We start from the raw sequence: 21,356 nt of genomic DNA on the forward strand, positions 1-21,356 counted from the left end.
GTTCCGACGGCGCCACGCGCGCCCGGATCCGGAGCCGGTGCTGTGGCGATGGGAGAGCCTCGCCGAGGAGCTCCGGGCGACCGAGCACACCGAGTACGGCACGATCACCCTCGCCCGGCCGGACGGCGGCCACGAGGTCGTCCCCGGCACCTCGATGACCTTCCAGGCCGTCCGGCCCGGCGACCGCACCACCCCGCACTCGCACACCTGGTGGCACCTCTACTTCGTGCGCTCCGGGACGGGGACCGTCGTCTTCGACGGGACCGGCGAGACCAGGGGCCTGGACGAGGGCGACATCCTGCTCATCCCGGCCTGGTCCGTGCACCACTTCGAGAACCCGGCCGGGGACGCCGACCTGCTGCTCCTCAACATGTCCAACCTTCCCCAACTGGCCTCCCTGCACAACAACTTCTCCAAGTAGCCCGTGCTCGAAAAGACCCACGAGAGGCGAAGCATGTTCAAACGGATCGACCACATCGGCGTGGTGGTGGACGACATCACCGAGGCCCGGGCCCTGCTGGAGAGCCTGGGCATGCAGTTGGAACGGGCCCAGGACATCCCCGAGCGCAACGTGCGGATCGCCTTCTACCGCTGCGGGGACGGCCTGATCGAGCTCGTCGAGCCGACCGGCGAGGAGGCGCGGCGCCGCCGGCTCGGCGAGGGCGCCCAGGCCCGGATCGAGCACATCGGGGTCGAGGTCGACGACGTGCCGCAGATCATGGAGGCCGTGCGACGGCTCGGCATCCGGCTCACCACGAGCGAGCCCGTGCTCGTCGGCCCGAACCTGAACGCCTGGACCGAGCCCGGGACGTCCGACGGGATCCAGTTCCAGCTGGTCCAGCGGGACGTGGCCTGACGCCGCGCCCGTGACGGACGGCCGGGGGCGGAGACCGTCCGGTCGATGCCCGATCCGCCCCCGGCCGCCGTTCGCGTGGAGCCCGGACGCCGTTCGCGTTGCACCCGACCCGCCAACCACCGCTCCACGGCGGCGGATTGCGGCTGTACATACTAGTAGTTACACTCCGGGATGTGGATTCCTTGAAGCTGCCTGCGGCAACCGAGGCGGTGCCGACGGAGGCACCGCAGACCCCTGACGACCGGCACGCCCCCGAGGGCCGGCCCGGACGACGACCGATGTGGATGCTGGCGTCCCTGCTCGGCGGCATGTTCCTGGGCAACGTCGACATCGCGGTCGTCAACGTGGCGATCCCCTCCATCCGCGACCGGCTGCACGCCTCCAGCGGCGCGCTGGAACTGATCGTCTCGGGCTACACGCTCGCCTTCGCGATGCTGCTGATCACCAGCGCCCGGCTCGGCGAGACCCACGGCCGGCGGCGCCTCTACCTGACGGGGCTGACCGTCTTCACCGTCTCCTCGCTCGCCTGCGGCCTCGCCCCCGACGCGGCGGTCCTGGTGGCCGCGCGGGTGGTGCAGGGGTTCGGCGCGGCCCTGATGATCTCCCAGGTGCTGACCACCATCCAGGTCGAGTTCGAGGGCCGGGCGAGGCGCCGGGCGCTGGGCGCGTACACCGGCATCCTGGGCGTCAGCTCCGTCGTGGGCCAGGCGCTGGGCGGCATCCTGGTGTCCGCCGACATCCTGGGCACCGGCTGGCGGCCGGTCTTCCTGATCAACATCCCGATCGGCGTCGTCCTGCTGTTCACCTCGCTGGCCTTCCTCCCGAACGACCGACCCTCGCAGCACGGCAAACTGGACCTGCCCGGCGTGGCCCTGCTCTCGCTCGGACTGTTCCTGCTGGTGACACCGCTGGTCCTGGGCCGCGACGCGGGCTGGCCGATGTGGACCTGGCTCAGCCTGGGATCGTCGCTGCTGGTGTTCGCGCTGTTCGGCCGGACCGAGCGGCGCGTGGTGCGGCGCTCCGGCGCCCCGCTGATGAACGTCGAACTGCTGGCGCGCCGTCAGGTCGCCCTGGCCCTGTTCTCCCAAGCGGCCACCAGGGCCGGCTACTTCGCCCTGCTGTTCGTCCTGGCGCTCTACCTGCAGCAGGGGCTCGGCAAGAGCCCCGTCTACTCCGGCCTCGTGCCGGTCGCCTGGGTGGCGACCTTCGCCCTGGTCGGGCCGGTCCTCGGCCGCCTGGGGACGCGCGCCCGACGGCTGGCGGCCCCGGTGGGAGGCGCCCTGATGGCCGTCAGCTTCGCGCTGATCTCGGCCGGCGCCCAGGGCACCGTCGCCCTGGTCCTCCTGCTCGGGGTCGGCGGCGTCGGCTACGGCGCGGCGTTCAGCGGCACCCTGGCCCACATGACCGAGACCGTCGAAGCGCGCTACGCGCCGGACGTGAGCGGCCTGTTCAACACGACGCTCCAGGTCGGCGGCACCCTGGGCGTCGCCGCCTTCGGCACCCTGTACCTGGACCTGGCGGAGGGCGGCGGCACGCCGCGGCACGCGTTCAGCACGACCACGGCCGTGCTCGCGGTGATGTCGCTCGCCGCCTCCGCCCTGATCCTGCTCGCCGGGCGGGCCCAGTCCGCCGGCCCGGCACTCACCGATGAATAACAACCGCTGACCACGAAGGAGTTCACACGATGGATGTCATCCACCACCCCGGCGACTCGACCCGGGGCCCCGAGGACCGCTTCGCCGGCGACGTCTGGCTGTGGCCGCAGATCGGCTCCACCGCCCACACCGACGTGCGCAACGTCCTGTTCACGCCCGGCTCCCGCAGCGCCTGGCACACCCACCCGGCCGGCCAGGTCCTGCACATCACCGAGGGCGTGGGCCTGGTCCAGGCCCGCGGCGGCGAGCGCCAGGAGATCCGGGCGGGCGACACCGTGGTCTGCCACCCCGGCGAGGAGCACTGGCACGGAGCGGGCGAGAACACCTTCATGACCCACATCGCCGTCACCGACGGACCGACCGACTGGCACGAGCACGTGACCGACGAGGAGTACTCGGGCTGACCCCGCGCGCTCCCGGGCGGACGCCCTCACCCGCCCGGGAGCGACGGCACGGAACCCGCCGCGGGACAGCCCGCCGAGGCAATGGGGAAAGGAGTTCGGTGAGTCCGACATCCCACGGCCCACTGCGGCCACACCGAACACCTGACGGCGCATATGCCGCACTGCATATGCTGCTCTCCATGAGTATCGAGCTGCACCACTTACGCGGGTTCCTGGCCCTGGCGGAGGAGAAGCACTTCACTCGCGCCGCAAAGCGGATGGACGTTTCCCAGCCGACGCTCAGTCGAAACATCAAACGCCTGGAGGAACTTCTCGGCCGGAAACTGCTGGAACGAACCACCCGCCAGGTCGCGCTCACCGCGGAAGGCGAACGCCTTTACGACCAACTCGCCTTTCTCATCACGAGATTGGAAGAGGCACTGCACTTTGACGCGAAGGAAGTGCTCCGCCTCGGATTCGCCTGGGGATTCCCGTCCGGCTGGCCGCAGGAGGTGATCGCCGAGTTCGAGGCGGAGACCGGAGTCACCGTCCAGGTGCACCGGCACGACGCCAAACTCGCCGGGGTGGACAGCGGGAAGAGCGACCTGGCGATCCTGCGCGGCCGGATCAAGTCCCCGGACGTGAAGGTCACGCCACTGCTGCACGAGAGGCGGATCGCCGCCGTCTCCACCCGCTCCGAACTGGCCGGGAGGGAGGAGATCAGCTGGGGGGAGATCGCCGAACTGGGCCTCGTGCTCAACGAGATCAGCGGAACGACGGACCTCACCGACTGGCCGGCGGAGCGCCAGCCGAGCGTCTCGGCGGTCTGCCGCAACTTCGACGAATGGCTGGAGGCGGTCGCCGCGAACAGGGGCGTGGGCGTGGTCCCCGAATTCGTCGGCCGACAGCACATCCACTCGTTCGTGTCCTTCATCACCATCCCGGACGCGCCGCAGGTGCCGCTCAACCTGGTCTACCCCCAACGCGGCGCCCATCCGCTCATCCCCCGCTTCATCGCCATGGCCCGGGTCGCTGTCGGCACACCGCCATAACCCGGCCGACAACGGCTTTACGGGCACGCTCAGTTCACTTCGGCCGCCACTGTCGTGGAGTTCACACCGGGTTGTCCGTACGGGCGGCGGTCGGCACCGCGGTGCGGGCCGTCGCCCGCTGACCGTCCTGACGGGTCTCGTGGCGTTCCGCCGGAGATTGCCGCATTCGGCCGAAGGCGCCGGTGAACGCGACTACGCGGCAAGGGCATTGCGCCCTTCCCCCCCTCGGTCCGATATCCGGAGGGTTCCGACGACTCCCGTTCCGCGACCGCCCGGGCGACCAGCTCGCCGGGGGGCACCGGCACCGCGCCCCGCCGGGCCGGCGGGGCGGTGTGCGGGGGTCGGAGTCCGAGGCGGGGCGGTGTGCGGGCGGGCCTACTTGGGGGCGGCGGTCATGGAGGCGACCGCTTCCGCGACGGTGGCGCGGTAGAGGCCCAGCTTGGGGTCGAGGACCCGGGCGCCACTGGGAAGCGGGAAGTTCCGGGTGTTCGCCAGGGGCATGTCGGTGCCGTCCTGGTCGACCAGCACGTTGATCTCGTTGATGCCGGGGACGGTGCCGGTGGTGGCGCCGCTGGGGTCGAGGTCGATCACCGCGTAGGCGCTCTTGCCCGCCGGGACGGGGAACCGGGACGTGCCGCTGGCGAGCACCGGCTTGATGTTCCTGCTCTGGTCGCGCGCGGCCGAGTCGCCGAGGTCGACGCTCGGGGTGGAGCTCAGGCTGCAGGCGCTCGCACCGGTGTTGCGCACCTCGATCACCCACTGGTGGGCGGCCCCGGAGCGGGCGGTCGCCTGGACGGTGAGGCTCTCCATGTCGCACGGGCGGGCGTCGGCCCCGGCGTTCCCGCCGTCCGGCCGGGCGGCGCCCGACGGGCTCGCGGCGGTGGGCTTCGGGGCGGCGGAGTGCGAGGCCGAGCCGGTGGCCGGGGCGCCGGTGGGGGCGCCGGCCGACGTCGAGGGCGCGGCGGCCGCGGGGGCGGGCGCGGCGGCCGTCGAGCCGCCGGCCGGGTCGGTGTTCTCGGGCCCGCAGGCGGTCAGCGCGAGCGTCGCCCCGACGACGAGGACGGCGGAGGCGAGCAGCGGGCGACGGTGGTGGCGGACGGACACGGTGACTCCCCGATGGCGGTACGTGCTGACGTGCTCGGACACTCCACAGGACGGCCGGTCGACGGGTTTCGGTGCCAGGAACGGCGTCACAATCATCAGGACATGACAGGAACAGGACTGTGACACGGCATCAGGCGGATCGAGGTTGACATGCCCCCGGCCCGCACGCCGGAGCGTACGGGCCGGGGGTACGGGCCGGGGAGGTGCCGGCCGGGGGGTGCGGGCCGGAGCCGGGCGCCGGTCAGACCCCGGCGGAGGCCAGTCGGGCGTCCCGCCGGGCGGCGGCCTCGGCCGGGTCCAGCACCGGCACGGCCGCCAACAGGCCCTTGGTGTAGGCGTGCTGGGGCGAGTCGTACACCGTGGCGGCGTCGCCCTGCTCCACGATCCGCCCGGCCCGCATCACCACGACCCGGTCGCTCACCTGCCGGACCACGGCCAGGTCGTGGGCGACGAAGACCAGCGCGAGCCCGAGGTCGCGCTGCAACTCCCCCAGCAACGCGACCACCTGGGCCTGGGTGGTGACGTCCAACGCGGACACCGGCTCGTCGCAGACGATCAGCCGGGGCTCCGGTGCGAGCGCCCGGGCGATGCCGACCCGCTGCCGCTGCCCGCCGGAGAACTCGTGCGGGTAGCGGTGGTACCAGTCGGGGTCGAGCCCCACCCGCTCGAGGAGGTCGCCCACCCGGGCGCGGATGCGGCGCTCGTCGCTCTCGCCGGCGATGCGCAGCGGGTCGGCGACGGACTCCCCGATGCTGCGGCGCGGGTTGAGCGAGGACACCGGGTCCTGGAAGACCATCTGCAACTCCCGCCGCAGCGGGCGCAGTTCCTTCTCCCCGAGCGCCCCGATGTCCCGGCCGCGGTAGTGCAGCCGGCCGCCGGTCGGCTCCAGCAGCCGGACCAGCATCCGCCCGAGGGTGGTCTTGCCGGAGCCGGACTCGCCGACGACGCCCAGCGTCTCACCGGCCCGTACGGTCAGCGAGACGCCGTCCACGGCGACGACCGGGGCGGCACGCCGGCCCAGGCCGCCTCGGGCGGCGAACTCCCGGCGCAGGTCGGTGGCTTCGAGCAGGACCTCGCCCGTGCCCGGCCCGCTCGGGGCGTCGGGCACGGCCGGAGCGGCCGGAGCCTGCGGCGCGTCGACCCGGGGCACCGCCGACAGCAGCGCCCGGGTGTACGGCTCGCGCGGAGCGCCCAGCACCTCGGCGACCGGGCCGTGCTCCACCGCCCGGCCGTCCTTCATCACCAGCACCCGGTCGACGCTCCCCGCGACCACGCCCAGGTCGTGGGTGACCAGCACCAGCCCGGCCCCGGTCTCGGCGCGCAACTCGTGCAGCAGGTCGAGGATCTGGGCCTGGACGGTGACGTCCAGCGCGGTCGTCGGCTCGTCGGCGACCAGCAGGCGCGGCTCGCAGGCCAGGGCCATCGCGATCAGCACCCGCTGGCGCATGCCGCCGCTGAACTCGTGCGGGCGCGACCGCGAGCGCCGCGCCGCGTCGGGGATGCCGACGCGGTCGAGCACCTCGACGGCCCGGGCCCGGGCGTCCCGGCGGGAGAGGTCGCGGTGGACCCGCACCACCTCGGCGATCTGGTCGCCCACCGCGTGGTACGGATCGAGCGCGGAGAGCGGGTCCTGGAACACCATGGCGGCCAACCCGCCGCGCAGGCGCCGGAGTTCCGCGCCCTCCGCGGTGACGGCGTCGACCCCGGCGACCCGGACCGAGCCGCCGACCCTGGCGCCGGTCCCCCGGTGCAGGCCGAGCAGGCCGTAGGCGACGGTGCTCTTCCCGGAGCCGGACTCGCCGACGATGCCGAGCGCCTGCCCTGCCTGCAGGGTGAAGCCCACGCCGTCGACGGCGCGCACGTGGCCGTCGCCGACCGGGAAGTCGACGACCAGGTCCCGGACGTCGACGAGGGGTTCGGTGCTCACGTCAGGACCACCCTTCGGTCGGTCACCGCGTAGAGCACGTCCGCGACGACATTGGCGAGGACCACGCAGAACCCGGTGACGAGGGTGAGTCCGACGACGGTCGGCAGGTCGATCAGGCCGACGGAGGTGACCAGCAGCTTGCCGAGCCCCGGGAGGCCGAAGAGCGACTCGGTCAGCACCGCGGACCCGAACATCGTCCCGAGGTCGATCGCGGTGAGCGCGATCACCGGGGTGAGCGCGCCGCGCAGCGCGTGCCTGGTCACCAGGTGCCGTTCGTCGACGCCGTACGCCCGGAAGGTCCGGATGTGGTCGTCGGCGAGGGCCTCCAGCATGGACGAGCGGGTCAGCCGGGCGTACTTGGCGGACTCGATCAGGGCGAGCGAGATCCACGGCAGCAGCAGTCCCCAGAACCACTGCTGGGGGTTCTCGGTGAGCGGCACGTAGCTCGGGAACGGCAGCCACTGCAGCTGGGCGCACAGCACGATGAGCAGGACCAGCCCGATGATGAACACCGGGACGGAGCTGCCGGCCAGCGTCAGGCCGGTCAGCAGGCGCTCGCTGAGCCGGCCGCGGCGCAGGGCGGAGACCAGACCGGTGCCGACCCCGAGGACCAGCCAGAGCACCATCGCGCCGAACGCCAGCGAGGCCGTCACCGGGAGCCGGGCGGCGATCATGTCGGTGACCTGCTCGCCGCTGCGGTAGGAGACGCCGAGGCACGGGGCCGGGCAGTGCAGCAGACCCGTCCCGGCGCTGAAGTCGCGGCCGGCGACGATGCCCTGGAGGAAGTGGGCGTACTGGAGGTACACCGGCGCGTCCAGGCCGAGGCGTTCGCGGACCTGGGTGACCTGGGCGGGGCTGCACTTCTCGCCGCAGGCCAGCTGGGCCGGGTCGCCGGGGGCGATGTAGAACACCGCGTAGACGATCACGGAGAGGGCGAGCAGCACGCCGAGCATGCCGAGCGCCTTGCGGAGCAGGAAGCGGGTCATGCGGTCGCCCCCTCGGTGGCGTTCGACGGAGCGGGGCGGCCCGCGTCCGACGGGGCGGCGCCCGCCGGAGCGGTGGTCGGCCGGGCGGCGCCCGACGAGCCCGCGCCGCCGCTCGACACCCCGACCCGCAGCCGGGAGGCCGCCCGGGGGTCGAGCTCGGTGCGCACGGCGTCACCGAGCACGGTGAAGGCGAGCACGGTGACGAACAGCAGCGCCGACGGCAGCAGCACGTACGTCGGGTCCGCGCGGAACCACGTGGTCGCGCCGGAGAGCATCTGGCCCCAGGACGAGGTCGGCGGCTTGACGCCCACCCCGAGGAAGGACAGCCCGGCCTCGGCGACCACGTTGCCCGGCAGCAGCACCGCCGCGTAGGTGATGACCGGCGCGGCCAGCGAGGGCAACAGCTCCCGACGGGCGATCCGCCACCGGGTGGCTCCGGCCAGCCGGGCCGCGGCCACGTAGTCGAGCTGGCGCAGGCTCAGCGTCTGCGCCCGGACGATCCGCGAGGTGCCGGCCCAGCCGAGCAGCCCGATGACCAGGGTCAGCAGGAGCGGGCGGGGGAAGCCGGAGGGCACGACGGCCATCAGCGAGATGGCGAAGACCAGCGAGGGCAGCGCGAGCATCACCTCGGTGGTGTTGCCGATCACCTGGTCGAGCACCCGGCTGCCGAGGCCCGCGGCGAGGCCGACCAGGACGCCGATCGTCACCTGGACGACGGTGGCGCCGACGGCGACGAGCAGCGAGATCCGGGCGCCGTGCACGAGCCGGGCGAAGACGTCCCGCCCGGTGCCGGGTTCGACGCCCAGCCAGTGCTCGGCGCTGACGCCGCCGAAGGAGCCGGTGGGCACCCCGCCGGCCGCCGAGTCGAGCAGGTCGTTGTGGTAGCTGGTGGGGTCCTGGCCCTCGAGCGCGCTGAGCAGCGGTGCCGCCGCCGCGATCAGGACGAGCAGGACGATGACGAGGCCCGCGGCGAGGGCGGTGCGCCGCGCGAGCAGCCGCCGCCACACCTGCCGTCCCCCGGGGGCCGGGGAGGCCGCGGGGGCCTCCCCGGCCGTGGATTCCTGTGGAGCCATGGTGGTCCGTTCGATCCGGTCGATCCGTCCGTTGCCGCCCGCTACTTGACCGCGACCTGGGAGATGTCCAGCACGCCGGTCCAGTCGCTGATCACGATGTTGCGGACGTCCTTGCCGGACAGCCGCTTGTACACGGGGTGGAACAGCGGGACGGTCAGGGCCTGCTCGCCGATCCGCTGGTCCAGGGCGCCCCAGCGCTTGGCGGCCTCGGCGTGGTCGGTGATCTTGTTGATCTGGTCGATCTCGTCGTTCACCGAGGGGTCGTTCAGCTGCGCGGTGTTGAAGTTGTAGCCGTCGGTGACGATCTGCCGGCCGTCGAAGATCGGTGCCAGGAACGGGCCGCCGGACGGCCAGTCGGCGCCCCAGCCGGTGAGGAAGAGGCCGGGCTCGGTGCCGACGCCGTGGATCGTCTTGGAGTACCGGTTGGAGTCCAGGGCCTCCAGCTGGACGGTGATCCCGGCCGCCTTCAGACCGTCCTGGACGGCGGTGGCGAGGTCCGGGCCGTAGCCCTTGCCGACGGCGGTGGAGTGGGTGAGCGTGATGGTCAGGCCGTCCGGGTAACCGGCCTCCTTCAGCAGCTCCTTGGCCTTCTCGGCGTTGCCGGTGGCACCGGCCGGGAACGGGTCGTACGGCGTGTGGCCGAAGGTCTCCTGCTCGGGCAGGAAGGTGGTGGCGGCCTCGGCGAGCGAGGAGCCGCCGGCGGCGTTGACGACCGAGGTGCGGTTGATCGCGTAGGCGACGGCCTGGCGCACCTTCGGGTCGTCGAAGGGCTTGACCTTCGGGTTGAACGCCAGGTAGTTGACGAAGCCGAAGTGGCCGGTGCCGACGCGGGCGGCGAGCGCCTTGTCGTTCTTCACCTGGGCGAGTTCGGAGGGGCCGAGGTTGGTGTCGGTGGTGACGGCGGCCGCGTCGGCACCGGTGCCCGCGGAGAGCCGCTGGTTGATCACCGCCGGGTCGAGCCCGGACTGCACGTCGATGGTGTCGGGGTACGCCTTGCGCTGGTCGTCCGTCGCCGCCGACCAGTTGGGGTTGCGCTTGAGGACGAGGTGGGCGCCGTCGTTCTCGTTCTTGACGACCTGGTAGGGGCCGGAGGAGACCGGGTGGTCCTGGTACTTCGCCCCGGTGTCCTTGTCCTTCGGGACGGGGGCGAACTGCGTCTGGGTCGCGAGGTACGGGAAGTCGCCCTCGGGCTTGTTGAGGCGGAAGACGATGGTCTTCTCGTCCGGCGTCTCGATGGCGTCCAGGGTGCGGCCGTCCTTGTACGGGCCCTGGTAGTCGGCGGCGCCGACCAGCCAGTCCCTCAGGAACGGTGCGCCGCCGGAGAGTTCGGGGGCGAATGACCTTTCGATGCCGTACTTGACGTCGGCGGTGGTGATCGGCGAGCCGTCCTCGAACTTCAGGTTGTCCTTGAGGTGGTACGTCCACACCGTGGCCCCCTCGGAGGGGGTGCCGGTGTCGGTGGCGAGGTCCGGGACGACCTTGGTGCCGGCCGCGCCGTCGGCCCGGTTGCGGGTGGTGAGGGTCCGGAAGACCAGCGAGGGGACGTTGCCGCCGCCGGAGGTGTAGAGCCGTGCGGGGTCGAACTGCTCCTGCGGGTTCTGGTTGAGGACGGTGAGGGTGCCGCCCTGCTGCGGTGCCGCGTTCTTGCCGGTGCCGGCACCGCCGTCGGCCTCCGGTCCGCACGCCGCCAGTCCGACGACGAGTGCGACGGTGACGGTCGCCAGGGCGAGGCGGCGGGGGGTGAAGGTGGTTCGAGACATCGGAAAGGGAGCCTTTCGCTACCGATGGTGTACGGAGGAAGGCGGGCGACAGTGAGGCCTTGGGAAGAGTGAGCGGCACCGCGCCCGCGGGGAGGGGCGACGTCCCGAGGCGGCGATCACCGCAACGCGTCGGGACAGGCGGATTCAGCGACAGAGGTTGTCGGAAACGCAGTGCGCGGCCACGCCGATCAGCGCCAGCTCGATGGCGGCGCACTCGATCGGGTGACGGTCAGACATGCCGAGAAGACTGTATGACTTTAAGCGGAATGTCAAAACTCACTTTCCGGCCGCCGGAACCCGGGGAACCGGATTGCCCCCGGAGGGGGGCGGAATACCGCCGCGGAGGCCGGAAGGAAAGGTGAACGACAGGGGCACCCCACCGGCCCCGGCCATGCCCGGCGGCACCGAACCTTCGTGAGGAGCGTTTCCCGACGTCGGCGCACCCGGGGGCGCCATCACCCGGCGGCGCGCCGACTTTGGGAAATGTTCCTAACTATACCTCTTGACGCGTCCTCGCCGAGTCGCGATCCTGAAGCGCACTCCCCCGCACGACCAGAGAATCGAGCAGACATGCGTCGACTCACGAGTGCCCTCGCCACCGCCGTGCTGGCCCCCACCGTCCTCGCCCTGCTGCCCGCCGCGATCGCGGCGAACGCCACGGCCGCCACGAACGACACCGCCGCCGCGGCCGCCACGGCAGCCGCCGTCCCGAAGGTCCCCTTCGGCAGCCACGCCTTCCCGTACGCGGCGGGCACCCTGCGCCCGGGCGGCGCCCAGTCGGCCATCGACCAGCAGGTGATCGACAAGTACAACGCCTGGAAGTCCGCCTTCCTCAAGAAGAACTGCGGCAACGGCTGGTACCAGGTCCGCTCCCCCGACGCCGACCACCCGTACGTGGCCGAGGGCCAGGGCTACGGCATGGTGATCACCGCGCTGATGGCCGGCGCCGACCCCGACGCGAAGACCGCCTTCGACGGCCTGGTGAAGTACGTGCTGGCCCACCCGTCCGTCAACAACGCCAACCTGCTGGCCGCCGAACAGGACTCCTCCTGCAAGAGCGTGAACGGCTCCGACTCGGCGACCGACGGGGACCTCGACGTCGCCTACGGGCTGCTGCTCGCCGACCGGCAGTGGGGCTCCACCGGGACGTACGACTACAAGGGCCTCGCGGTCAAGCACATCAACGCGATCAAGGCGAGCGAGATCAACCCGACCACCCACCTGACCAGGCTCGGCGACTGGTCCGGCTCCGGCGACTCGCTGTACTACGTGACCCGCTCCTCCGACTGGATGATCGACCACTTCCGCGCGTTCCGGACCGCGACGGGCGACGCCGCCTGGGACACCATCCGCACCGCCCACCAGAACCTGATCACCTCCCAGCAGTCCACCTACGCCTCGGCCACCGGCCTGCTGGCCGACTTCGTGGTCAACACCAACACCACCCCCAAGCCCGCCCCCGGGAAGGTCCTGGAGAGCGCCAACGACGGCGACTACGGCTGGAACGCCTGCCGCGACCCCTGGCGGATCGGCACCGACGCCGTGACCAGCGGCGACTCCGCCTCGCTCGCCGCGGCCCGCAAGCTGAACTCCTGGATCCGGACCAAGACCGGCGGCAACGCGGGCGGCATCGTCTCCGGCTACCACCTCAACGGCTCGGCCTTCGACAGCGGCCACGACATGGCGTTCACCGCCCCGTTCGCGGTGGCCGCGATGACCGACCCGAACTCCCAGGCCTGGCTCGACGCCCTGTGGGGCAGGCTGGTCTCCACGCCGATCGACTCCTCGCTCTACTACGGGAGCAGCGTCCAGCTCCAGTCGATGATCGTGGTCTCGGGCAACTACTGGCTGCCGTAGGGATGTTCGCGAAGGAAGACGGCCGGCGCCAGGACGTGTCTTGTGGGTCTTGTCGGATCAGGGCGCGGCGTTGGGGTGCGTGCATCGTAAGGCGGAGGAGGGAGCCACTGCGGAGCATTGGCGACCGACGACAACGCGGCGAGGTGCGTGCCCCGGCGCCGCGCACCCGGCAAAGACCCGCAAGACACGCCCCAGCCCCACGGGGGCGCCGGCCGGGTCCATTCGAGGCCTGGGTCAGCCACTCCAGGAGGTGGTCGAGGTGGTCGTCCGGGCCGGGCCGGCGGCGGGCCGCGAGTACTCCGACCCGCCGCCCGAGGCGGTCGTCCGCACGCCCGGGGCCGAGCTGCCGCCGGCACCGGTGGTACCGGCGGTGCTGGTGGTGGCCCTGGTACCGCCCGCCGGGGCGAGGTGCGCGACGGAGGTCCGGCGCGCGGCCGGCGCACCGGGCGCGGCCGCGGGGCCGTTGCCGCCCGGCACGATCCGCTCGATCCGCAGCACCAGGTTGCGGTCCTGCCGGTCGCCGGCCCCGTCGCGGTTGCGGCTGTGCACGACCTGCGTCGCCACGCCCCGGACCTCCTGCCACCGCCCCTGCACGGCACGGACGTTGGGGCACCACGCACCCTGGTGGTGGTGCTCCAGGTCGAGCTCCCAGCGCTCCGCCTCGACGACGTGCACGGCGCCGACCTCACCGGGGATCTCCACCGGAGCGGCACCCCGGACGCTCACCACCGCCCGCTGCGGGAACCGTCCCTCCACCGCCGTCACCGTGATCCGGCTCGCCCCCTGGTACCAGGCCATCGCTGTCCTCCCTCGTCCGTGCTCCGGGCCGGCTGCCGACCGTCCTCAGCCGGTAGCACGGACGGCGCACCCTCCGGGGTTCGATCCGGCCCGGACCGGTGTGAACCCGGCGGCCCGTGCCTTCCGTTCGGCACGGGGCGCCCCGGACCGCTCGCCGACCTGCCGGTTCCAAATGGGAGGCGGAACGGCGGGGCCCGTTGTTAGGGTGGCCGGATGGCATCGCTCAGGCACTTCCAGGTCACCATCGACTGCGCGGACCCGGTCCGCCTCGCCCACTTCTGGGCCGAGGTGTTGGGGTACGTCGCGCCTCCGGCACCGGAGGAGTCCGGGGAGCCCGTGAAGTGGTTCGCGTGCACCGACCCCTCGGGCGTGGGTCCGCGTGTGCTCTTCCAGCGCGTCCCCGAGGGCAAGGTCGTCAAGAACCGGGTCCACCTCGACGTGCGGATCGGCACCGGGCTCGTGGGCGAGGAGCGCCTCGCCGTCCTCGAGGCCGAGACCGCGCGGCTGGTCGCGCTCGGCGCGGTGCGCGGCACGCTGCTGCTCGCCGACGGCGAGAACGAGTCGTGCCAGAACATGCAGGACATCGAGGGCAACGAGTTCTGCCTCGACTGAGCGGCCGCCTCGGGCGAGCAGCCCCCACGGCGGTTCCGGCCCCGTCCCGCGCCACGCGGGACGGGGCCGTCGCGCGTGTGCGCGCCGATCGGCCACTCCCGGCGGCGGAGGGCCGAGTTCCGGCCGAACGGGCACGGCGGCGGTTGACGGCCACATCGGTCCGTGCCACTTTCTGATCGCGCGGCGCCCGCCACCTCCTCCCCCACCGCCGAGGTGAACCCGGGCTCCCCTCCGCCGGCGCCGCGTGCCGCCCCCACGCCAGGAGAGGAACCCCCCATGAGCACCCGAACCAGCCGCCGGCGCCCCCGTGTCCGCGCGGCGCTCGTCGCCGCCGTCGTCGCCGCCGGGCTCGGCGCGACCGCCCTCGGCGCCCTGCCCGCCGCGGCCGCGGGCGAGTCGCTCGCCGTGCAGTACCGCAACGGCGGCGGCGGCACCGCCCAGGCCTCGCCCTGGCTCAAGGTCGTCAACACCGGCTCCGCGCCGGTCGCGCTCGACCAGGTCAGGCTGCGCTACTACTTCAGGGCCGAAGCCCCCACCGCCGCCTACCGCTTCGCCTGCGACTGGGCCGTCCGGGGCTGCGCCAACGTCACCGGCACGTTCGGCACCGTCGCCGAGCCGGGCGCGGCCGCCGACCGCTACCTGGAGATCGGCTTCACGGCGGGCGCCGGCTCGCTGGCTCCCGGCGCGGACAGCGGGGACCTCCGACTGCGCTTCCACCGCTCCGGCTGGCAGTCGATGGAGCAGGGCGACGACTACTCCTTCGGCGCCGCGCAGACCGCGTACGCGCCCTGGGGCAAGGTCACCGCGGGCGTCGCCGGGGTCCCGGTCTGGGGCACCGCCCCCACCGGGCCGACCGTCCCGGCCGGCGCGGTGCTCTTCGACGACTTCGACTACTCCGGCCACGACGACCCGTCGCTCGCCGCCCACGGCTGGGGCGCGCGCTCCGGCGCCGGCGGTCCGGGCGTGGGCGGGGCCGCCTGGGCGGCCGAGAACGTCACCTTCGCCCGGGACGCCGGGAACTCGGTGATGACCCTGCGGACCGCCACCGCGGGGACTCCGGAGTCCACCCGGCAGAGCGAGTTCCACAGCCTGGCGACGAAGTTCCGGTACGGCACGTACGCCGCCCGGGTCCGCTTCGCCGACGCCCCGGTGACCGGCCCGGACGGGGACCACCTGGTGCAGAGCTTCTTCGCGATCAACGACCTCAAGGCCCCGATGGCCGACGACTACTCCGAGTACGACTTCGAGTACCTGCCCAACGGTGGCTGGGGCGAGCCCTCGAACATCTTCTTCGCCACCTCGTGGGAGACGTACGGCCCCGAGGGCGCCGACAACGTGTACACCACCTCCCGGAGTTCGTTCGCCGGCTGGCACGACCTCGTCCTGACCGTCGACGAGAGCGGCATCGTGTACTACGTCGACGGGGTCGAGTTCGCCCGCCACGGCGCCCGCTACCTCCCCGAGCGGCCGATGGCGATCGCCTTCAACCAGTGGCTCACCGACCTCGCCGGCCACGGCGGCACCGAGGAGCGCGCCTACGAGGAGCAGGTGGACTACGTCCTGCACGTCAAGGACCGGGTGCTGACCCCCGCCCGGGTGGGTGCCGCCGTCGCCGCCTACCGCGCGGCCGGGACGTCCTTCACCGACTCCGTGCCCGCCCCCTGATCCGACGGTCCCGGGCGGGCCGAAGCAGGTCCGGGCGAACCGCGGCGGAGCGAAGCGGGCCGGCCCCGGGTGGGACCGGCCCGCGGGAGACGCGCCGGGAGCGGCGGTCAGTCGGCGTCCCGGCCCTCGACCAGGAGGGCGGGCTCCAGCGGCGAGGCGATCTCCTGCGGCTTGCTGCGGGCGGCCCAGTCGCGGATCCCGAGCAGCACCATCACGAAGAAGATGCCGTAGACGATGCCGGAGAAGTACAGCTCGGAGTGGACGGCGAGCGGCACGCCCACCAGGTCGACGGCCAGCCAGACGAACCAGAACTCCACGTAGCGGCGGGCCTGGCTGTACATGGCGAGGATCGAGCCGACGAAGATCCAGGCGTCCGCGAGGACCATCCACCACGGCGCCCCGGGGTAGAACGAGGCGTCCGTCCCCTTCAGCACCGCGGCGAACGCGGCCGTCCCGGCCACCATCGCGGTGATCAGCAGGGCGCGTTCCCGCCAGGACGCCCAGCGGACGTTGATGGCGCCCTCCTGTTCGCGGCTGCGCTTCCAGGTCGCCCAGCCCCAGGAGGCCGAGACGATGATGACGATCTGCCGGGCGGCGTTGCCGCCGAGGTGCACGTTCAGGCTGGCGATCAGCAGCAGCACCGAGCCGAGGATCTGCACCGGCCAGGCCACCAGTGAGCGCCGCAGGGCCAGCCAGACGGTGGCGAGCGCGAGGATGTTGCCCAGGAAGTCTGACCAGTAGACGGGGAGACCGAAGAAGTCGAACTGCTCGTTCAGCCAGTGGAACGCGCTCATGACTCACACCTTTGTTCGTGCGGAGCGAGGTGGGGGAAGGGGCGGTCGGCCCCGCCGAAGCGGGGGGTGCGGGGCCGACCGGGCTCGTGGCGCAGGACGCGCGGGCCGCGTGGGGTGCGGGGCCGCGCGCCGGGCAGGTGCAGGGTGTTGTGCTTCGACTCAAAAGGAAGCAAAGGAAGATGACGGTGCGTCAGGACAGGGATGCGCGGACGTGCCGTCCGTGCGCGGAGTCCAGCAGCGCCTCGGAGCGGCGGACGTCCTCCCGGGCGGCGAGCAGCAGCTCGTCGACGGAGGCGAACCGCTCGGTGGCGCGGATCCGGGCGACGAACCAGAGGTCGACGTGCTCGCCGTACAGGTCGCCGGGCGCGTCGTGGCAGTACACCTCGGTGTGGATCTCGGGGGTGTCGCAGAAGGTGGGGTTGGTGCCGACGCTGATCGTCGCGCGGTGCACGGTGCCGCTCGCGCGGCGGGCCAGCCAGCCGCTGTAGATCGCGGGCGGCGGGACGGGGGTGCCGGGGTCGAGGGCGATGTTGGCGGTGGGGAAGCCGAGCCCCCGCCCCCGGCCGGCACCGTGCACCACGGTGCCGGACAGAGGGGTCGCGGGAGCGTCAGCCATGGGGGGTGAGCTCACGGAACTGGCTGGTGTGGAAGACCAGCGGCTCCACCCCGGGGAACAGCTCGACGGTGAGCAGTTCCAGCAGGACGATCTCGTGGTCGCCGCCGTCGTACACCGCGCCGACCCGGGCGGTCAGCCAGAGCGCCGCGTCGTGGATCAGCACGGCGCCGTCCGGCGTCGCCTGCCAGCCGGTGCCGTCGAACCGGTCGCCCGCGCGGGCGGCGAGCCGCCGGCAGAGCGCGCCCTGGCCCCGGCTGAGCACGCTCAGCCCGAGCGCCGGCGCCTCCGTCAGCCTCGGCCAGGTGGTCGAGGTGCGGGCCACGCTGACCGCGACCATCGGCGGCTCCAGCGAGATCGACACGAAGGAGCTCACGGCGAGCCCGACCGGTTCGCCGTCGCGCAGGGCGCCGAGCGCGACCACCCCGGTGGGGTAGGCGCCGAACGCCCGGCGCAGCGCGGCGCCGTCGAGCTCCGCCGGGTGCGGTTCCACCGGCCGCGGCTGCGCGGACGCGGCGGCGGCCGGGTCCGGGTGGTGGGCGGGAAGGACCATGGTCGTCGCCGTCCTCTCGTCGCGGTTCGGGTGGGTCAGTGCCGGTACTGCGCGGCCGGGTGGCCGGCCGGCAGCGCCCGGTCGGTGGCGCCGGTGAGCCGCTCGCGCAGCGACTCGCCGTCGCCGTACTCGCCGCGGAAGACGCCGCGGGCGCGCAGGAGGGGCAGCACCGACTCGACGAACTCGACGGTGGAGGCGGGCTGCACGGTCGGCGAGAGCAGGAAGCCGTCCAGGTCGGCGCCCTCCGCCAGGGCGCAAATCTCGTCGGCGATCTCCTCCGCGGTGCCGACCACCGGGCGCGCGCCGACGCCGTGGGTGTGCCAGTCGGCGAGCACGTCGCCGACGGTCTTGCCGGCGAACCGGGCGACCTGGGTCTGCGACATCTCGGTGGACAGCTCCGACATGGGGGTGTCGGGCGCGTACGAGGACAGGTCGAGGCCGGTGAACATGGCGTAGCTGGCGACGGTGACCTCCGGGCGCTGGGCGTCCAGGACGCGCTGCCAGCGGCGTTCGGCGTCGGCGGTGGTGGCGCCGAGCACGCAGGAGAACGCCGACATCACCTTGACCTCGTCGGCGCGGCGGCCTGCCCGGACGGCCTCCGCGCGGATCGCCGCGGTGTGCCCGGCGAGCTGTTCCACCGATCCGCTGCCGACGAACATGCACTCGCCGTGCCGCCCGCCGACCCGCCGCCCGGCCGGGGAGGCGCCGGCCTGGAACAGCACCGGGGTGCCCTGCGGGGAGCGGGCGGTGTTGCCGTAGCCGTGCGAGCGGAAGTACGGGCCGTCGTGCTCGACCAGGTGGACCTTGGCCGGGTCGGCGAAGCGGCCCGCCTTGTCCTTCTCCAGGGCGTCGGCGTCCCAGGCGCCCTCCCAGTACTTGTAGACCAGGTCGAGGAAGTCCTCGGCCATCTCGTACCGGGCGTCGTGCGCCACCATGTCCATCCCGAAGGCCTTGACGGCGGTGTCCGCGGTGCCCGTGGTCACGATGTTCCAGCCGAGCCGGCCGCCGGACAGCTGGTCCAGGGTGGCCAGGCGCCGGGCGAAGGCGTACGGCGGCTCCACCAGCACCGAGCCGGTCACCACCAGGCCGAGGTCGGTGGTGCTCGCCAGCAGCGCCGAGGCGACCACGAAGGGGTCCAGGCGCGGGAGGTCCAGGGTCTCCTCGGTGGCGATCGGCGGACGCACCCCGTTGATCTCCGACCAGCCCCAGGCGTCGGCCAGGAACAGGAAGTCGAGCTTGGCGTCCTCGCAGACCCGCGCGATCTCGCGCCAGTACCCGAGGGTGTCGAACAGGTGCCGGCGGCTGTCGGGGTGGCGCCAGGTGGCGGTGCCGCCCGCGTTGGTCTGGGCGTTCTCGAACAGGCCGAGCTTGAGGTTGCGCATGGGGTGTTCTCCGTTGAACTGGTGATGCGGGGGGGTGGGGGGACCGGGGGGGGTACGTCACAGCACGGGGAAACGGGTGGAACGGGGGCGGGGACCGCTGGGTCCCGTCAGGGTGCTACGGGAAGGCGGGGGCGTCGAGGAGGCCGGCGGTCGCGTCGAGCTGCGCCGCGGTCGGCATGGAGGACTGGGCGCCGAGCCCGGTCACGGCCAACGAGGCCGCGCGGACGGCCCGTTCGGCGGCGGCGAGCAGGTCGGCCCCCCGGGCGAGCGCGTCGGCGAGGGCTCCGCAGAAGGTGTCGCCGGCGCCGACGGTGTCGACGGCGTCCACGACGGGCGCCGGCAGGTGCACGGCCGGGCCACCGGGCCGGGTGACCAGCGCCCCGGCCGCGCCGAGCGTCACCACGACCGCCCGGCAGGGCAGCGCGGCCCGTTCCAGCAGTTCGCGGGCGCCGTCCGGTCCGGCGGGCAGCGGTGCGCCGAGCAGGGTGGCGAGTTCGCCGAGGTTGGGCACGAGGACGTCGACGGCGGCGAGCACCTCCGGGGCGACCGGCCGGGCCGGGGCCGGGTTGAGGACGACCGTGCCGTCCTGCTCCCGGGCCCGCAGCACCGCGGCGGCGACCACCTCGGGGGCGATCTCGTGCTGGACCAGCACGACCTCGCCCGCCTCCCGGGCCAGCCGCCGCGGCAGGTCCGCGACGGACAGCGCGGCGTTGGCGCCCGGGTTGACCACGATGGTGTTCTCGCCGGCCCGGTCGACCACGACCGAGGCGATCCCGGTGGTGCCCTCCGCGGCCGGGCGCACCTCCTCGACGTCCACGCCCTCGGCGGCGAGCGCCCGCAGGATGGCACCGGCGTCCGTACCGACCCGGGCGACCAGCCGGACCCGCGCGCCGAGCCGGGCGGCCGCGACGGCCTGGTTGGCGCCCTTGCCGCCGACGCCCTCCACGAAGCCCCGCGCGAGGACGGTCTCGCCGGGCCGCGGCAGGTCCTCGACGGTCAGGACGAGGTCGCGGTTGACCGAACCGACGACGGTGATGGGCGGCATCCGCACTCCTTGGAGACTCCGTGGGAGATCGATCTCCCACACTGTGGACCAGCCCCCGGAAACCGTCAAGTACCCTCGTGCTGCGCATTCCGCCAGCTCAGCCGAGCCCGCCCCCGACCCCGAAGGACCGCCCCACGTGACAGCGCCCCGACTCCTCGACGTGGCCGCGGCCGCCGGTGTCTCCCGCGCGACGGCCTCACGCGTCCTGGCCGGCACCCCGCGCAACGTCGACCCCGAGCTCGCCCGCCGGGTCGAGGAGGCCGCCCGCGACCTCGGCTACCGCACCAACCACTCCGCCCGGGCGCTGCGCACCGGCGCCACCGGCACCGTCGGCGTGGTCGTCCCCTCGCTCGCCAACCCGTACTTCGTCCAGCTCGTCGACGCCCTCGCCCAGCAAGTCCGCGGATCCGGGGGGCAGTTGGTGGTATCCGACGCCGCCAACGACACCACCGTCGAGGCGGAGCAGATCGAGACCCTGCTGGGCGGCCGGGTCGACGGACTGCTCGTCGTCCCAGTCTCCGCCGAGGCGTCCGGCCCCGCCGTCCGGGCCGCCGCCAAGCGCGCGCCCGTCGTCCTCTTCGACCGCTGGGCCACCGGCTCCGGCACCGTGGCCGTCACCCTCGACAACACCGCCGCGATGCGGCTGCTGCTCGACCACCTCGAAGGCCTCGGCCGCCACCGGATCGCCCTGGTCGCCGCCGACCAGGCGTCCTCCTCCGGCGCGGAACGCCTCGCCGCCTTCACCGGGGCGCGCGGCGCCGACGCCACCACCGTGCTGCTGCCCAGCTTCACCACCGACGCCGGCCGCACCGCGGGCCGCCGGATCGCCGAACTCCACGCCGGGATCGACGCCGTCGTCTGCGGCGCGGACGTCCTGGCCGTCGGACTGGTCAGCACCCTGCAGCGCTCGGCCGTCCCCGTGCCCGGCCGGATCGCCGTCACCGGCTTCGACGACACCGAGCTCCTCGAACTGCTCGACCCGCCCATCACCTCCATCCGCCACCCGCTGGCCGCCATGGCCGAACGCGCCCTGACCCTCCTTCAGGCACCTTCCCGGGAGCGCGCGGAGCGGGTCGAGCGCTTCGCGCCGCAGCTGGTGGTGCGCGCCTCCACGGACGCGAGCGCCTGAGGACCCGCGCCGGGGGCGGCGGCCGACGGATCGTCAGGAGGCGGCCCGGGGTGCGGAGCACCGCACCCCGGGCCGCCGTCGGGCACGGGCCGTCGAGCAGGAACCGTCAGGC

General features: G+C 73.3%; 21 protein-coding genes. 9 read left to right on the forward strand and 12 right to left on the reverse strand.

Annotated features, from left to right (window positions below; all coding sequences use genetic code 11):
- Nucleotides 1–37 precede the first annotated feature (37 nt).
- The 5 genes from ACWD4P_RS08120 (at nt 38) to ACWD4P_RS08140 (ending at nt 3,946) form a co-directional block, all read left to right on the forward strand.
- A complete protein-coding gene (locus ACWD4P_RS08120) occupies nt 38–421 on the forward strand; it encodes a cupin domain-containing protein (RefSeq protein ID WP_359824452.1) in 384 nt (127 codons plus the stop codon).
- 33 nt (nt 422–454) lie between these two features.
- A complete protein-coding gene (locus ACWD4P_RS08125; protein WP_359824455.1) occupies nt 455–856 on the forward strand; it encodes a VOC family protein in 402 nt (133 codons plus the stop codon).
- Between the two features lie 173 nt (nt 857–1,029).
- The gene (locus tag ACWD4P_RS08130; RefSeq protein ID WP_449778982.1) at nt 1,030–2,511 is read left to right on the forward strand and encodes an MFS transporter; all 1,482 of its coding nucleotides are present in this window, start codon (nt 1,030–1,032) and stop codon (nt 2,509–2,511) included.
- 29 nt (nt 2,512–2,540) lie between these two features.
- Entirely contained in the window at nt 2,541–2,915 is a 375-nt protein-coding gene (locus ACWD4P_RS08135) for a (R)-mandelonitrile lyase (RefSeq protein WP_359824460.1), read from the forward strand.
- Nucleotides 2,916–3,094: 179 nt separating this feature from the next.
- The gene (locus ACWD4P_RS08140) at nt 3,095–3,946 is read left to right on the forward strand and encodes a LysR family transcriptional regulator (RefSeq protein WP_359824463.1); all 852 of its coding nucleotides are present in this window, start codon (nt 3,095–3,097) and stop codon (nt 3,944–3,946) included.
- 375 nt (nt 3,947–4,321) lie between these two features.
- Here ACWD4P_RS08140 and ACWD4P_RS08145 read toward each other — a convergent pair whose 3' ends face one another.
- The 6 genes from ACWD4P_RS08145 to ACWD4P_RS08170 all read right to left on the reverse strand — a co-directional run bounded on the left by ACWD4P_RS08145 (nt 4,322) and on the right by ACWD4P_RS08170 (nt 11,033).
- A complete protein-coding gene (locus ACWD4P_RS08145; RefSeq protein ID WP_449778983.1) occupies nt 4,322–5,050 on the reverse strand; it encodes a DUF4232 domain-containing protein in 729 nt (242 codons plus the stop codon).
- Nucleotides 5,051–5,291: 241 nt separating this feature from the next.
- The gene (locus ACWD4P_RS08150) at nt 5,292–6,977 is read right to left on the reverse strand and encodes an ABC transporter ATP-binding protein (RefSeq protein WP_449778984.1); all 1,686 of its coding nucleotides are present in this window, start codon (nt 6,975–6,977) and stop codon (nt 5,292–5,294) included.
- Nucleotides 6,974–7,963 (reverse strand): ABC transporter permease, encoded by a 990-nt coding sequence (locus tag ACWD4P_RS08155; RefSeq protein ID WP_449778985.1) that lies wholly within the window; start codon nt 7,961–7,963, stop codon nt 6,974–6,976. Before ACWD4P_RS08155 ends, ACWD4P_RS08150 begins: the two co-directional genes overlap by 4 nt.
- A complete protein-coding gene (locus ACWD4P_RS08160) occupies nt 7,960–9,036 on the reverse strand; it encodes an ABC transporter permease (RefSeq protein ID WP_449778986.1) in 1,077 nt (358 codons plus the stop codon). The genes ACWD4P_RS08155 and ACWD4P_RS08160 overlap by 4 nt, the downstream gene beginning before the upstream one ends.
- A gap of 41 nt (nt 9,037–9,077) precedes the next feature.
- Entirely contained in the window at nt 9,078–10,796 is a 1,719-nt protein-coding gene (locus ACWD4P_RS08165) for an ABC transporter substrate-binding protein (RefSeq protein ID WP_449778987.1), read from the reverse strand.
- 144 nt (nt 10,797–10,940) lie between these two features.
- Nucleotides 10,941–11,033 (reverse strand): Ms4533A family Cys-rich leader peptide, encoded by a 93-nt coding sequence (locus tag ACWD4P_RS08170; protein WP_317620150.1) that lies wholly within the window; start codon nt 11,031–11,033, stop codon nt 10,941–10,943.
- Between the two features lie 333 nt (nt 11,034–11,366).
- On the opposite strand from ACWD4P_RS08170, the gene ACWD4P_RS08175 reads away from it, so the two are divergent.
- Complete coding sequence (locus tag ACWD4P_RS08175; RefSeq protein WP_449778988.1) at nt 11,367–12,653, forward strand: glycosyl hydrolase family 8; 1,287 nt, start codon at nt 11,367–11,369, stop codon at nt 12,651–12,653.
- A gap of 234 nt (nt 12,654–12,887) precedes the next feature.
- Here the strand turns inward: ACWD4P_RS08175 and ACWD4P_RS08180 are convergent, their stop codons facing one another.
- Complete coding sequence (locus tag ACWD4P_RS08180) at nt 12,888–13,451, reverse strand: hypothetical protein (RefSeq protein ID WP_449778989.1); 564 nt, start codon at nt 13,449–13,451, stop codon at nt 12,888–12,890.
- A 213-nt stretch (nt 13,452–13,664) separates the two neighbouring features.
- Here ACWD4P_RS08180 and ACWD4P_RS08185 point away from each other — a divergent pair, with 213 nt between their 5' ends.
- Nucleotides 13,665–14,063, forward strand: a complete 399-nt coding sequence (locus ACWD4P_RS08185; RefSeq protein WP_359829631.1) for a VOC family protein — start codon at nt 13,665–13,667, stop codon at nt 14,061–14,063.
- Nucleotides 14,064–14,339: 276 nt separating this feature from the next.
- Entirely contained in the window at nt 14,340–15,728 is a 1,389-nt protein-coding gene (locus ACWD4P_RS08190) for a cellulose binding domain-containing protein (protein ID WP_449778990.1), read from the forward strand.
- Between the two features lie 107 nt (nt 15,729–15,835).
- Here ACWD4P_RS08190 and ACWD4P_RS08195 read toward each other — a convergent pair whose 3' ends face one another.
- The 5 genes from ACWD4P_RS08195 to ACWD4P_RS08215 form a co-directional block, all read right to left on the reverse strand.
- Nucleotides 15,836–16,522, reverse strand: coding sequence for a nicotinamide mononucleotide transporter family protein (locus ACWD4P_RS08195; protein ID WP_359817725.1), 687 nt, complete (start codon nt 16,520–16,522; stop codon nt 15,836–15,838).
- 190 nt (nt 16,523–16,712) lie between these two features.
- Nucleotides 16,713–17,138: a riboflavin kinase gene (locus ACWD4P_RS08200; protein WP_449778991.1), complete on the reverse strand. Its 426-nt coding sequence runs from the start codon at nt 17,136–17,138 to the stop codon at nt 16,713–16,715.
- Nucleotides 17,131–17,688 carry a flavin reductase family protein gene (locus ACWD4P_RS08205; RefSeq protein WP_359817721.1) on the reverse strand — a complete coding sequence of 186 codons (558 nt, stop codon included), beginning with the start codon at nt 17,686–17,688 and terminating at the stop codon, nt 17,131–17,133. Before ACWD4P_RS08205 ends, ACWD4P_RS08200 begins: the two co-directional genes overlap by 8 nt.
- A gap of 35 nt (nt 17,689–17,723) precedes the next feature.
- Nucleotides 17,724–19,070 carry an NtaA/DmoA family FMN-dependent monooxygenase gene (locus ACWD4P_RS08210; RefSeq protein WP_359817719.1) on the reverse strand — a complete coding sequence of 449 codons (1,347 nt, stop codon included), beginning with the start codon at nt 19,068–19,070 and terminating at the stop codon, nt 17,724–17,726.
- 115 nt (nt 19,071–19,185) lie between these two features.
- On the reverse strand, nt 19,186–20,115 hold the full coding sequence (locus tag ACWD4P_RS08215) for a ribokinase (protein WP_449778992.1): 930 nt from the start codon (nt 20,113–20,115) through the stop codon (nt 19,186–19,188).
- 136 nt (nt 20,116–20,251) lie between these two features.
- Between ACWD4P_RS08215 and ACWD4P_RS08220 the strand changes: the two genes are divergently transcribed.
- Nucleotides 20,252–21,244: a LacI family DNA-binding transcriptional regulator gene (locus tag ACWD4P_RS08220; RefSeq protein WP_449778993.1), complete on the forward strand. Its 993-nt coding sequence runs from the start codon at nt 20,252–20,254 to the stop codon at nt 21,242–21,244.
- Nucleotides 21,245–21,356 lie beyond the last annotated feature (112 nt).

The organism is Kitasatospora sp. NPDC002543 (assembly GCF_053594915.1).

Coding starts and splice junctions, on each gene's coding strand:
- ACWD4P_RS08125 (WP_359824455.1), top strand. CDS start 455: ATGTTCAAACGGATCGACCACATCGGCGTGGTGGTGGACGACATCACC.
- ACWD4P_RS08135 (WP_359824460.1), top strand. CDS start 2,541: ATGGATGTCATCCACCACCCCGGCGACTCGACCCGGGGCCCCGAGGAC.
- ACWD4P_RS08140 (WP_359824463.1), top strand. CDS start 3,095: ATGAGTATCGAGCTGCACCACTTACGCGGGTTCCTGGCCCTGGCGGAG.
- ACWD4P_RS08155 (WP_449778985.1), bottom strand. CDS start 7,963: ATGACCCGCTTCCTGCTCCGCAAGGCGCTCGGCATGCTCGGCGTGCTG.
- ACWD4P_RS08160 (WP_449778986.1), bottom strand. CDS start 9,036: ATGGCTCCACAGGAATCCACGGCCGGGGAGGCCCCCGCGGCCTCCCCG.
- ACWD4P_RS08165 (WP_449778987.1), bottom strand. CDS start 10,796: ATGTCTCGAACCACCTTCACCCCCCGCCGCCTCGCCCTGGCGACCGTC.
- ACWD4P_RS08170 (WP_317620150.1), bottom strand. CDS start 11,033: ATGTCTGACCGTCACCCGATCGAGTGCGCCGCCATCGAGCTGGCGCTG.
- ACWD4P_RS08175 (WP_449778988.1), top strand. CDS start 11,367: ATGCGTCGACTCACGAGTGCCCTCGCCACCGCCGTGCTGGCCCCCACC.
- ACWD4P_RS08180 (WP_449778989.1), bottom strand. CDS start 13,451: ATGGCCTGGTACCAGGGGGCGAGCCGGATCACGGTGACGGCGGTGGAG.
- ACWD4P_RS08185 (WP_359829631.1), top strand. CDS start 13,665: ATGGCATCGCTCAGGCACTTCCAGGTCACCATCGACTGCGCGGACCCG.
- ACWD4P_RS08190 (WP_449778990.1), top strand. CDS start 14,340: ATGAGCACCCGAACCAGCCGCCGGCGCCCCCGTGTCCGCGCGGCGCTC.
- ACWD4P_RS08195 (WP_359817725.1), bottom strand. CDS start 16,522: ATGAGCGCGTTCCACTGGCTGAACGAGCAGTTCGACTTCTTCGGTCTC.
- ACWD4P_RS08200 (WP_449778991.1), bottom strand. CDS start 17,138: ATGGCTGACGCTCCCGCGACCCCTCTGTCCGGCACCGTGGTGCACGGT.
- ACWD4P_RS08205 (WP_359817721.1), bottom strand. CDS start 17,688: ATGGTCCTTCCCGCCCACCACCCGGACCCGGCCGCCGCCGCGTCCGCG.
- ACWD4P_RS08210 (WP_359817719.1), bottom strand. CDS start 19,070: ATGCGCAACCTCAAGCTCGGCCTGTTCGAGAACGCCCAGACCAACGCG.
- ACWD4P_RS08215 (WP_449778992.1), bottom strand. CDS start 20,115: ATGCCGCCCATCACCGTCGTCGGTTCGGTCAACCGCGACCTCGTCCTG.